We start from the raw sequence: 11,345 nt of genomic DNA, 5'->3' as shown, positions 1-11,345 counted from the left end.
ATGGCGACCGTAATCGGTCGGCTGCTCGGCCTGGCATTCCTGCTCTGCTTCGGCACCGGACTGTACAGCCATTTCCTGCAGCAACCACTGCCGTGGATGACCTTCCCCACCCGGCCGGCCGGGCTGTACCAACTCACCCAGGGCACGCACATCGTCACCGGGATCGCCTGCTTCCCGCTCTTGCTGGCGAAGCTCTACGTGGTCTTCCCGCAGCTCTTCCAGTACCCGCCGGTCACCTCGTTCGTGAACTTTTTCGAACGCGCGTCGATCGCGCTCTTCGTGGGCGCCTCCCTGGTGGAAATCACCATCGGCCTGCTGAACACCTACCAGTGGTATCCGTTCCCGTTCCCGTTCAAGCAGGTGCATTTCGCGCTCTCCTTCGTGATCATCGGCTCACTGCTGGTGCATATCGGTGTGAAGCTGCCGCTGATCGCGGCGCACTGGCGCTCCGCCCCCACGCCGGGCCCGGAGGAACGGCACCCGGTGGACACCGTCACCGCCGAGGTCCCCACGGAGGGGCTGCCACGAACACGAGGCCTGACCGGGCGGCTGCTGTCCTACATCGATGCGACGCCCAACCTTCCGGCGCGCACCAGCCGGCGCGGCTTTCTCACCACGGTGGCACTGGCGGTTGCGGCGGTCGTGGGACTCACCGCAGGCCAGACCTTTGCGCCCCTCGACGCGATCAACGTCTTCGGACCGCGCAAGAAGGGAGTCGGCCAGCAGGGCGTTCCCGTGAACCGCACCTCCGCCCAGGCGAAGGTGGCGACGACTGCCCTGGCGTCCGACTGGGTGCTCACTGTCGCTTCAGGCGGAACCGAACGCTCCTTCACCCGCACCGAGCTGCTTGCCCTACCGCAGACCGACGTGGACCTGCCCATCTCCTGCGTCGAGGGCTGGAGCCAGATGGCATCCTGGCGGGGGGTGCGCCTCCGCGACCTCATCGACGAGGTCGGCGGCTCCCCCGACACCGACTTCAGGCTGATCAGCCTCGAGCAGCGCGGCGGCTTCAAACAGACCGAAATGGGCCACGAGTACGTGCGGGACGAGCTCACCCTCGTCGCCCTCGAACTGAACGGCGAGACCCTCGACCTCGAACACGGCTACCCGGCGCGCATGATCGCGCCGGGAAGGCCCGGCGTTCTGCAGACCAAATGGCTCAGCCGGATCGAGGCGATCGACGCGTGATGACGACACCAGCACCCCTCGTACCGACGCGCCGGATGCGCGCGGCGCGGATCGCACTCCTCGCGCTCGGTGTGCTCGGGCTCGCCTGGGGCGCCTACGTCCTGGTCGACACCGTCTCACTGCGGCGCCTGCCCGGGGTGGCGCTGTGGATCGGCGCGGCCATCGTGCTGCACGACGCCGTGATCTCCCCCCTTGTGTTCGGGCTCGGGGTGCTCACCCGACGCGCTGGGCACCGGCTGGCCGGCAGCATCATCGTGACGGCGCAGGCCGTCATCGTGCTGGGTTCGCTGATGACGCTGATCGTGGTGCCGGCGATCGTGGCGCAGGACCTGGGGCCCAAGAACCCCACCATCCTCCCGCTGGACTACGCGGTGAACCTGGGCCTGTTCTGGCTCACCCTCGCGCTGGCGGGCGGCGCCCTCTCCGTCTGGCTCTACCTGCGCACCAGGCGGGCGAACCAGCGTCCGTCCCTGACCCAGTCCTGAGCCACCGCGAGGCCGGCCTCCTCGGCGCGCGCACGAAGCGGCACGAGCCCGATTTCGGCCCAGGGGAAGACGTCGCTGCGACGGCCCTGAGCGTCTTCGAGGGTGCCCTCGAAGGCGTGCTCCCGAATCGGATCCTGGCTGACCTCCACGATGAGCGCGCCGTCAACGGCGAGGAGCTGCGCGCATCGCGCGAGCAGGGCCGCCGGGTCACCGCCGATGCCGATGTTGCCGTCGAGCAGGAGAGCCGTGCCCCAGCCGCCCTCGAGCGGCATGGGGGCGAACACCGAGCGGTTGAACACCGCGAGCCCAGCGGCCGTGGCGATGCGCACCGCCGTGGGTGACACATCGACGCCGGCGGCCGACATGCCCAGGTCCATGGCGGCGCGGATCATCCGGCCGGGGCCGCAGCCGATGTCGAGCACCGGCCCGGTGGCATCCGTCAGCACGTCAAGATCGGTGGCGTCGGCGTCGGCGCTCCAGCGGCCGGCGTCCATGGGCGCAGAGGCCGTGAGCTGAGCCGTATTGTTCCGCAGGTACAGCACCGCGGACTCCTGCTGCAGGGCTGCCGCGTAGGGTTCGGTGCCGCCGGAACCGAAAGTGGTGGGCTGCTCGACGTCCGAGCGCCCGGTGAGCAGCGTCATCGGCTCGCCCCGCTGAGCAGGGCTGCACCGAAGCCGGCCAGCGTCGCCGCGAACCGGCGGTTCGGTGCGAGGGCGGCCACGTGATGGGCATCCTCGATGTGGTCGACGTCGGTGAGGGTCGGCAGCATCCGCACCCGCAGTCCGGCGGAACGGAGCCGGTCGAGTTGGCGGTCGCCGGTGTCGTCGCGGGACATCGGAACACCCCGGATCAGGTCGCCGTTCGGCTGCCGGAGTGCGAGCGCCCAGAATCCGCCGTCGGCGGCAGGCCCGAACCAGGCGTCGACGTCGTCCGGCCAGGCGGTGAAGATCGGGGCGAGGAGGGCGGCGGACACCTGCGGGGTGTCCATGCCGATCAGCACCGCGGGCTCGGTGCAGCCGTCGAAGATGGCGCCGAGGCGTTCGTCGAGTCCGCCGGCAACCTGCGGCACGATGTCGTAGCCGGCCGCGGCGGCCGGGGGGATCTCGCCGTCGAAGGCGAGCACCCGGCGTGTCGCCGGCAGGGCGGCGACGGCCTCGAGGGTGTCGTCGAGGCTGGCGGCGGCCAGCTCCGCGGCCTGGGCGAGGCTGAGCGGCGGGTGCAGCCGGGTCTTCACCTTGCCGGGCAGGCATTCCTTTGCGATCACGATCAGGGTGGTCATCGTCCGGCCTCCTTGAGGAGTCGGGACATGTCGCCGATGGCCGTGAGGGTGCCGCGCACGGTGCCGGTCACCTTGCTGCGCCCGACGCGCGGGGCGTACGGGGTGTCGACCTCACGGATGCGCCAGCCTCGCGCGGCCGCCTTGAGGAAGACCTCGAGCGGATACCCGCTGCGCCGGTCCTGGAGGTCGAGGGACAGGAGGTCTTCTCGCCGGGCGGCCCTCATCGGGCCCAAGTCGTAGATGTTCACACCTGTTATTCGGCGCAGTCGCCAAGAAAGAGTGGTATTTGCTATCCGGGCGTGCAGGGGCCACGATCCGGCGGTCGTCGGGCGGCGCCGGCCGAGCACCAGGTCGGCCTCCCCGGCGGCGACGGGATCCACCACCAGCGGCAGGTCCTGCGGATCCATCGACGCGTCGGCGTCGCAGAAGGCGACGATGGCTGCGCTGGCGTGCAGCAGCCCGGCGTGAGCGGCCGCGCCGAAGCCGCGGCGGGTTTCGTGGACCACCGTGGCGCCGGCCGAAGACGCGATCTCGGCCGACCCGTCTGTCGACCCGTTGTCGACGACGATCGCCCGGTATCCCTCTGGCAGCCGCCCCAACAGCCAGGGCAGGGCGCCGGCTTCGTTCAGGCACGGAAACACGATGTCAACTCGGTATTCACTCACCTCTCGACCCTATGTCGGGGGTCACCTGCCGCCGCACCACCAAACGTTACGGAGTGCGGAAGGATCGGGATGCGGCGGGGAGCGATTATCCTTCAAGGGTGAATCCAACGCCCACGACGGGGCTCCCCGAGACTCCGCGCCGCATCCTGGTGATCGACGACGATCCGACGGTCTCCGAAATCGTCTGCAGCTACCTGAGCGCAGCCGGCTTCACCGTCGAGCAGGCGCCGGACGGCCTGGACGGCCTGCGCCGTGCCGGAACGAACCGGCCGGACCTGGTCGTGCTCGACCGGATGCTGCCCGGAATGGACGGGATCGAGGTCTGCGGCCGGTTCAAGGCTGCCTGGGCTGTGCCGGTGATCATGCTCACCGCCCTCGACGAGGAGGAAGACCGGATCGAGGGTCTCGAGGCCGGCGCGGACGACTATCTCGCCAAACCGTTCTCCCCGCGGGAACTCGTGCTGCGGGTGCAATCGGTCTTGCGCCGGAGCGTGCCGGAAACGGCGCCGAGCGGCGCGGTCGAAGCCGGGCCGTTCTCGCTGGACCTCGCGGCACACGAGGTGCGGATGTTCGGCGAGCCGCTTGTGCTCACCGCCAGGGAGTTCGACCTGCTCGCACACCTGATCGGCCGGCCGCACCTGGCGCTGAGCCGGGAGGACCTGCTCAAGTCGGTCTGGGGCTGGGACTTCGGCGATCTGTCCACGGTCACCGTGCATGTGCGCCGGTTGCGGGAGAAGATCGAGGCCGACCCGACCCGGCCCCGCCTGTTGAACACGGTGTGGGGCGTCGGCTACAGGTTCGACCCCGAGCCGTTGGTCGCCTCCCGCCCGGACGACCAGGACTCCGGAGCCCGCCGATGAACCTCTACGGGCTGGTCAGCGTCGTCGTGATCGCCCTGGCCACCGCCATCATCGTCGGGGCACTGGGCCTGATCACCCTGCGGTTGCTGGCCCGGTACTCCCTGGTGCTTCAGCTCGTGGTGGTCGCCCTGGCCACCGTGGTGTCCGTGGTCAGCGGGATGGCCGCGGCCGCCTCGCTGATGTACGTGTCCGACCACGACCTGACGGTGTTCTACTTCGTGGCCGGGGTGGCCGGCAGCGTGTCGCTCGTGATGGCCGCCCTGCTCGGGCGGGCCCTGGTGCGGGACAGCCGCTACCTCACCCGCGCAGCGGAGAGCCTCGGCCGGGGAGAGCCGGTGGCCTCCCCCGAACGCCACAGCAACAACGAATTCGCCGCCCTGGCCGGCCAGCTGGCCGCGACGGGGGAACGACTGCAGGAGCTGCGGGACCGCGAGGGCCGGATCGACGCCTCCCGGCGAGAACTCGTCGCGTGGATCTCGCACGACCTGCGCACGCCGCTGGCGGGCATCAGGGCCATGTCGGAGGCGCTGGAAGACGACATGGTGGAGGACCCCCGCCGCTATTACCGCCAGATCCGCGGCCAGGTCGACCGGCTCACGGGCATGGTCGACGATCTCTTCGAGCTGTCGCGCATCCACTCCGGCACCCTGCGGTTGAGGTTGCAGCGGGTGGCCCTCTATGACTTGATCAGCGACACCGTCGCCGACCTCGGGCCGGTCGCCAGGGAGAAGTCGCTTGACCTCCGGTTCGAGGGTGCGATGGGCTTGACCATCCGGGCCGACCCCGGAGAGCTGTCGCGGGCCGTGGGCAATCTGGTGATGAACGCGGTTCAACAGTCGACGCCGGGCAGCGCCATCGTGGTCGCGGTCACCGACCACGCCGACGGACGAGCGGTCATCTCGGTGCAGGACAGCGCCGGCGGCATCCACCCGGCCGATCTGGGACGGGTGTTCGAAGCCGGGTGGCGGGGCAGTGAACCGCGTACCCCCGGCGTGGAGCCGGCCGACCGGGGACGCGCCGGGCTCGGCTTGGCGATCGTCGAGGGAATCGTCGCCGCCCACGGCGGCGAGGTGACTGTGCACAATGTGGCCGGCGGCTGCCGGTTCGACCTGTTGCTTCCGCTGGAACCGGCCACCACGGTGCCGTGAACCCGGCCGGGTTGGGTTAGCGGACGGCTGCCCGCAGCGGTGCCGTTGCGAACTCAACCATGCCGTCCTCGAAGCTGACCGATGGCTGCCAGCCCAGCTCGGTGCGGAGGCGCTCAGACGACGCCGTGATGTGCCGGACGTCGCCGAGGCGGTACTCCCCGCTGATGACCGGGGCCGGACCATCGGCGGCCCGGCTGAGCGCCTCGGCCATGTCGCCGATGGTGTGCACGGTACCGCTGCCGACGTTGAACGCGCGGAAGACGCCGGCGTCGGAGGCGGCCGTCCACTCGATCGCGGCGATGTTGGCGGAGGCGATGTCCCGCACGTGCACGAAGTCCCGGCGTTGCCGGCCGTCTTCGAAGACCGTCGGCGCCTCGCCGCGTTGCAGCGCGGACCGGAACAGCGATGCGACACCCGCGTACGGGGTGTTCTGCGGCATGCCGGGGCCGTAGACGTTGTGGTAGCGCAGCGCGGCTGCCCGGCCGCCGGTGCTGCGGCTCCACGACGTGGCCAGGTACTCCTGCCCCAGTTTGCTGCTCGCGTAGACGTTGCGGGGGTCGAGCGGGTCGTCCTCTGCCACGAGCGTCGGCTCGAGAGGCGCGCCCGTCACCTCGTCGAGAGGGTCAAACCGGCCCGCATCCAGGTCGGTGGCGCGTCGCGGGCCGGGCCGGGCGAACCCGGCGCTGCCGCGATAGCTGCCCTCGCCGTAGACGACCATCGAAGAGGCCAGGACCAATCGAACGATCCCGGCATCCGCCATACCGGCCAACAGCACGGCCGTGCCGACCTCGTTGCTGTGCACGTAGTCGGGAGCGTCGGAGAAGTCGACGCCGAGGCCGACCTTGGCCGCCTGGTGGCAGACCACGTCGATGCCGAGGAGCGAGTGCGCGACGACGACGGGGTCGGTCACGTCGCCGACCACGAACTCGACTCGCGGGTCGGGGGTCGGCAGACCGCCGTGCACGTCGCGACGGAGGGAATCGAGCACCCGCACCCGCCAGCCCCGCTCGAGCGCGGCCGAGACGATGGCGCCGCCGATGAAGCCGGCGCCGCCGGTGATCAGGAGGTGGCCGGCGGTGTCCCCCGCCGGCGGCACTGCGGTGCTGGTGTCGATCACGTCTGGCTCCTTGGGCGCTGGCTGATGGCGGGTCAGCGCGAGTAGACCGGGATGGCTTCCGCCAGCGGTCCGATCGGGCTGATGGTGTACGACGACGCGAGTCCGTCTCCCGTGTAGCCGACCGCGGCCACGATGCCCGTGCCGCCGGTGACCAGGTATTGCGTGGACGCCGCGACCCCGATGACCACAGACTGTGCGGCCGGCACCGTCACGACCGTCGGCTCACCGTTGTCGGGGGTGAGCGTGAGGGTGACGTCGGCGTCGGAGGTGTTGGCCAGGTGCAGCGCGGGGGCAGGGCCGTCCGCGACGTGCACCAGGAAGGCGCCGTCCTGCGGGGCGGCGGCCGACGCCCAGGTGAAGTCGGGGCTGACGGAGCCGGTGGCGGTGCTGAGCGCCGCAGCGACCAGGGGCTGGTCACTGCTGAGATTCACCGTGTAGTTGCCCGCCACGACGCCGCTGAGAGGAATCTCGGTGGCAACACCCGGCTGGATCTCGACCTCGAGAGAGGTGCCGGTCGAGGCCCCGTCCTCGCTCTGCACGCCGACGCTCACGGTGGCCGGGATGTCGCCGGGCACCAGGACCCGCACCGTCGGAGTGTCGTCGGACACGGCGCCGTCGTCGACGGACACGTCGGTGCCGGGCGTGCTGACAACGACGCCGGGAATGACCTGTTCGGTAGCGGCGGCGGTCGTCGGACCGGTGAGCTCGACGCCGCCGGGCTGGATGCCGCGGATCACGCTCTGCTCGATCGCCGCGGCCACCTGACCGCCGGTGGCCTGCACGTGCACGACGGGCGACAGCAGGTTGGGGGCGAGCCCCGCGAGGGAGATGATGCGCTGCGTTCCGGGCTGCACCAGGATGCCGGTGGACCCGGGGGCGTCGACCTGACCGGATTCGCCGTAGACGGTGAGGTCCACGGATGCGACGACGGAGGAGGGGTTGCTGAGCAGAACGAGGCTGGTGCGGCCCACATCGGTGGAGCCGCTGACGAGCCATGAGTCGCTGGAAGCTTCGGTGCAGGCTGCGGCGGCGAGCCCGCCCAGGGTCTCCCCCGCGGCGGTCTGCGACTGGGCCCCGGCCACCAGGGGGGCTTCGAGCGCGCCGTCGTCGACGGGAACGCTCAGCACGAGCGGGGAACCGTCTCTGCCGCTCTCGGAGTTGTCGACCGCGGACACGTCGGCACGCTCGACCGTCAGGACGCCCCCGTCGGCGCCGGGTGCGCGCGCACCGTAGACGGTGGCGAACGGGCCAACAGAGGTGGCCGCATCCGCCTGGCTGGAGTCGGCGGCGAGAGTGAGGAGCGGCCCAGGGCACACCCGCAACTGGTCGCTGGCAACGGGGGTCACCAGCGTGGACGTGGGCTCCTGCAGCACTGCCGGCCAGGGCACGAGGGCGGACCCGCCCACGGCGACGACTACGACGGCCATGCCGATCAGGCCGGCGGTGACTCTGGCCCCGACGAGGGCGACCCTGCGCTTAGTGGCCATGGTCTGCATCCTCTGCACTGTCGGGGGCGGCGGTGTCCGGGGTGGCGGTGTCCGGGGTGGCGGTGTCCGGGGTGGCGGTGTCCGGGGTGGCGGGCGGGGTCTGGGCCTCAGCCGACCCGGTGGCCTGGACCTCGCTGCCTCGTTTGCGCTTGCCCTTGGTTCGGGGTGTGGCGCCGGGCCGTTCGGAGCGCGGCACCCGCGCTGACCGGACCCGTCGTGGCGCGCGGGTGGGCTTGGCCGGTTTGCTCATCCTGGAGGCCCGGCGGATCGCGTCGCGGTGCGCCTGGCGCACGGCTTCACGGCCCGCACCGGTGGGAATGGACAGGAGCACCGTCGCACCGATCACGATGGCGGCGATGAGCGCGGTGATGAGCCCGAATGCGCCGCCGGCGTCCGCGGGAATCGGCCCGTTGACCGCTGTGTCGGTGGGGGCGTCCGACCGCCACAGCCGGCCGAAGGCCGTGTCGCCCACCGGAACGAGCGCCGCGGTTCCGTCGAGGGAGGTGGTGGTGCGCGTGCTGGTCTGGGCGGCCGCCGGCGTCACTGTGCCGGTCGTGCCCCACTCCGCGGGTGTCTCGGCGGCGGGGCGCAGCAGCACGAAGCGGATGCCGAACCTGGCCAGGTCGGCGGAGGCGTCCAGCCCGCTCTGCGAGGCGAGGTTGCCGGCCAGGGTGGCCAGTTCCGCCTGCTCCTGGGTGATCCCGGTCGCGGTGCTGTCGAGGGTGGATTGCACGTCGAGGCGCTCGCCTGTTCCGCGCACGATCGTGGCGAGGATGCCGCCGTCCGACTGCGGCACGATCTGCAGGGTGCCGACGCGCTCGTCGACCAGGGCCTCAGCAGTGACGAAGGCCGGCTGAGTGCGGCCGATGCCCTCCTGCACCGCCGAGGTGCCGAGCGGGAGTGCCGCGGCCAGCGGGAACGCCACCACGGCCAGGGCGACCGCGGACACCACCAGCGGGGCGATGGCCACCTTGTGCAGCCCGCGGGCCGCGAAAACCACGGCACCGGTGATGCCGAGCCAGTAGAGGCTGAGTCCGGCGCCGGGCCAGATGCCGACGGCCGCGTCGCCCACCGCCGCCACCGACACCGAGCCGGCGGCGATCGCGGTGGCCAGTCCGAGCAGGGCCGCGAGCAGGGCGAACGCCGCGCCGCGCGCGCCGGGTAGCAGCAGCGCGACGAGCGCCAGCACCGCGAGCGGCACCAGGAGCAGCGGCACCACGAGGGTGGCGATGCTCGCATCCGCGCCCCAGAGGGGCAGGAGCTGGGTCCAGCCGCCGAGGTCGCCGGCCGGGAATCCGAGGATCAGCTGCCAGACCGGCACCGGTGACGTGGGAACCGGAACGCCGGGATCGGCCAGCAGGGCCAACCAGTTGCCGCGCAAGGCCTGGCTCCAGATCAGGGGAACTGCCAACGCGAGGGCCGGCAGCGGGATGCCCACGAAGCGCATCACCCGGCGTCCGCTGACGAACACGCAGAGGAGCCAGCCGACGAGCAGGGCCGGGGCCAACGACGGGGCGCAGGCGACGATGGCGGCGAACAAAAGGGCGGCCGAGCCGGATGCCGACCAGGACCTGGCCGCGGCGAATCCCGCGAAGAACAGCCACGGCAGCAGCAGGTGCACGAGGATGGCCGCCGGGCGGCCGGCCGCGATGGCCGTGAGGAAGGTGGGCGACAGCATCCAGAGCACGGCGGCGGTCGCGCGGATCGACCCGCGATGGGTAAGCCGGGTCGCGGCCATCCACGCGCCGGTGGCGGCCAGCGGCAGGGCCAGCATGTACAGGAGCACGATGGAGAACGACGGCGACCAGAAGGTGAGCGTGCCGAGAACCGCCAGGACCACCGCGAAGGGGTCTGCACCGCCGACGAATCCCAAGCCGATGTCGCGCCACCCGTAGCCGACGTTCGCCCAGAGGGCGCCGACGGTGTCGGAGAGCGGGAGCAGGCCGCCGCCGGTGAGGGTCTCAGCGCCGAGCAAGGAGGCGAGCACAGCAACGCTGAGCACGGCAGCGCCGAGCAGGGTCCAGGCTCCCCCGCCGGAGAAGAACCGGATCTCCGGCCGGTCTCCCCGTGCACCGGTGAGCGCGGCTTCCCGGGTGAGGGCGTGACGCCGCCGCACCTCGGCGGCGGACACCCGCAGGGTCGAGATCGACGACCAGGCCAGCGTGCGAGTGCCGGCCAGGCGCCGGCGGGCCTGGCGAACCCGGCCGCCGAGGAACGCGGCGGAGAACGCCGCAGAGAACTCGCCGAGAATGGCACCGGGCTCCTTGCGGAGCAGGTCGCCGAGCGAGCGGAGGAAGGCCAGCGGAATGAGCGAGAGCCAGTGCACCGGAAGCGCCCAGACCGGCGCGTAGACGAGACGGCGGTGCAGCTGCGCCGCGCGTTCCGCGCGCACCATGCGGCGCCGGGCACGTCCGCGGGACGAGCCGTCCGGGCCGGCCACGCCGTCACCGGCCGAGCTCACCCTGGCCGCGGAGACCACAGACACGCGGTAGCCGGCGAGACGCACCCGCACACAGAAGTCGAGGGAGTCGTCGACGATGGGCAGCGCGGGATCGAACCCGTCCAGGTGGTCCCAGACCGTGCGGCGCACGAGCATGCCGCCCGCGCTGACGGCGAGCACATCGCTCAGGGCGTCGTGCTGTTCCTGGTCCAGTTCGCTCTCGACGAGGGTCACCGTAGAACCGTACGGAGTCATCGACTGGCCGAAGTCGTGGATGTAGTCGTCGGCGACCCATTCCATGACCTTCGGACCGGCTACCGCGACCGACGGCGCGATCTCGAGTTCGGCGACGAGTTTCTCCAACGCGCCGGCCTCGGGGGCACTGTCCTGCGCCAGCAGCCAGAGCAGTTCGTGCTCACCGTCGGTAGCGGGCAGGACCGTCTCGGCGGTCTTGATCGCATCGCCGAAGGAGAGGTTCGCATGCGCCGAGATGAAATGGGTGGGCCCGTAGGCCGCGAGGAGTTCGGCGGAGGAATCGGTGGACCCGCAATCGACGGCGATGACGGTGTCGGGCTGGCGGGTTTGCCCGCGCAGGGCCTCGAGAGTTCGCTGAAGGTGCTGGGCGCCGTTACGGGCGACGATGATGGCGGTGACTCTGGCTTGCATATCGTGGACA

The 11,345-nt window shown here is 71.3% G+C and carries 10 protein-coding genes; 4 read left to right on the top strand and 6 right to left on the bottom strand.

The window, feature by feature from the left end; translation table 11 throughout:
• Together BJQ94_RS03740 and BJQ94_RS03735 are read left to right on the top strand one after the other, a co-directional pair.
• The gene (locus BJQ94_RS03740; RefSeq protein WP_265398889.1) at positions 1-1,188 is read left to right on the top strand and encodes a molybdopterin-dependent oxidoreductase; all 1,188 of its coding nucleotides are present in this window, start codon (positions 1-3) and stop codon (positions 1,186-1,188) included.
• Positions 1,188-1,673: a hypothetical protein gene (locus tag BJQ94_RS03735; RefSeq protein ID WP_265398888.1), complete on the top strand. Its 486-nt coding sequence runs from the start codon at positions 1,188-1,190 to the stop codon at positions 1,671-1,673. Before BJQ94_RS03740 ends, BJQ94_RS03735 begins: the two co-directional genes overlap by 1 nt.
• On the opposite strand, the gene BJQ94_RS03730 is transcribed toward BJQ94_RS03735, so the two are convergent.
• From BJQ94_RS03730 to BJQ94_RS03720, 3 genes are read right to left on the bottom strand one after another with little or no spacing between them, the layout of a single operon-like run.
• Entirely contained in the window at positions 1,622-2,314 is a 693-nt protein-coding gene (locus tag BJQ94_RS03730; RefSeq protein WP_265398887.1) for a methyltransferase domain-containing protein, read from the bottom strand. The genes BJQ94_RS03735 and BJQ94_RS03730 overlap by 52 nt on opposite strands.
• Positions 2,311-2,952: a DUF2064 domain-containing protein gene (locus BJQ94_RS03725; RefSeq protein ID WP_265398886.1), complete on the bottom strand. Its 642-nt coding sequence runs from the start codon at positions 2,950-2,952 to the stop codon at positions 2,311-2,313. Before BJQ94_RS03725 ends, BJQ94_RS03730 begins: the two co-directional genes overlap by 4 nt.
• A complete protein-coding gene (locus tag BJQ94_RS03720; RefSeq protein ID WP_265398885.1) occupies positions 2,949-3,617 on the bottom strand; it encodes a glycosyltransferase family 2 protein in 669 nt (222 codons plus the stop codon). The genes BJQ94_RS03725 and BJQ94_RS03720 overlap by 4 nt, the downstream gene beginning before the upstream one ends.
• A gap of 98 nt (positions 3,618-3,715) precedes the next feature.
• On the opposite strand from BJQ94_RS03720, the gene BJQ94_RS03715 reads away from it, so the two are divergent.
• Together BJQ94_RS03715 and BJQ94_RS03710 are read left to right on the top strand one after the other, a co-directional pair.
• On the top strand, positions 3,716-4,477 hold the full coding sequence (locus BJQ94_RS03715; protein WP_265398884.1) for a response regulator transcription factor: 762 nt from the start codon (positions 3,716-3,718) through the stop codon (positions 4,475-4,477).
• Positions 4,474-5,625: a HAMP domain-containing sensor histidine kinase gene (locus tag BJQ94_RS03710; RefSeq protein WP_265398883.1), complete on the top strand. Its 1,152-nt coding sequence runs from the start codon at positions 4,474-4,476 to the stop codon at positions 5,623-5,625. Before BJQ94_RS03715 ends, BJQ94_RS03710 begins: the two co-directional genes overlap by 4 nt.
• A 16-nt stretch (positions 5,626-5,641) precedes the next feature.
• On the opposite strand, the gene BJQ94_RS03705 is transcribed toward BJQ94_RS03710, so the two are convergent.
• From BJQ94_RS03705 to BJQ94_RS03695, 3 genes are read right to left on the bottom strand one after another with little or no spacing between them, the layout of a single operon-like run.
• Positions 5,642-6,742, bottom strand: a complete 1,101-nt coding sequence (locus BJQ94_RS03705; RefSeq protein ID WP_265398882.1) for an NAD-dependent epimerase/dehydratase family protein — start codon at positions 6,740-6,742, stop codon at positions 5,642-5,644.
• A gap of 32 nt (positions 6,743-6,774) precedes the next feature.
• Positions 6,775-8,229, bottom strand: coding sequence for a DUF5719 family protein (locus tag BJQ94_RS03700; protein WP_275875556.1), 1,455 nt, complete (start codon positions 8,227-8,229; stop codon positions 6,775-6,777).
• Positions 8,219-11,335 carry a glycosyltransferase gene (locus BJQ94_RS03695; RefSeq protein ID WP_275875555.1) on the bottom strand — a complete coding sequence of 1,039 codons (3,117 nt, stop codon included), beginning with the start codon at positions 11,333-11,335 and terminating at the stop codon, positions 8,219-8,221. The genes BJQ94_RS03700 and BJQ94_RS03695 overlap by 11 nt, the downstream gene beginning before the upstream one ends.
• Between the last annotated feature and the right edge of the window lie 10 nt (positions 11,336-11,345).

It is taken from the genome of Cryobacterium sp. SO2, from assembly GCF_026151165.2.
Classification (GTDB): Bacteria; Actinomycetota; Actinomycetes; order Actinomycetales; family Microbacteriaceae; genus Cryobacterium.
The sequence above is the reverse complement of the archived record's forward strand: the minus strand, read 5'-3'. Positions and strand labels throughout refer to the sequence as shown.

What these genes read in the sequence shown, in the direction of transcription:
- BJQ94_RS03725 (WP_265398886.1), bottom strand. Translation starts at nt 2,952, where the DNA reads ATGACCACCCTGATCGTGATCGCAAAGGAATGCCTGCCCGGCAAGGTG.
- BJQ94_RS03735 (WP_265398888.1), top strand. Translation starts at nt 1,188, where the DNA reads ATGACGACACCAGCACCCCTCGTACCGACGCGCCGGATGCGCGCGGCG.
- BJQ94_RS03695 (WP_275875555.1), bottom strand. Translation starts at nt 11,335, where the DNA reads ATGCAAGCCAGAGTCACCGCCATCATCGTCGCCCGTAACGGCGCCCAG.
- BJQ94_RS03740 (WP_265398889.1), top strand. Translation starts at nt 1, where the DNA reads ATGGCGACCGTAATCGGTCGGCTGCTCGGCCTGGCATTCCTGCTCTGC.
- BJQ94_RS03710 (WP_265398883.1), top strand. Translation starts at nt 4,474, where the DNA reads ATGAACCTCTACGGGCTGGTCAGCGTCGTCGTGATCGCCCTGGCCACC.
- BJQ94_RS03730 (WP_265398887.1), bottom strand. Translation starts at nt 2,314, where the DNA reads ATGACGCTGCTCACCGGGCGCTCGGACGTCGAGCAGCCCACCACTTTC.
- BJQ94_RS03700 (WP_275875556.1), bottom strand. Translation starts at nt 8,229, where the DNA reads ATGGCCACTAAGCGCAGGGTCGCCCTCGTCGGGGCCAGAGTCACCGCC.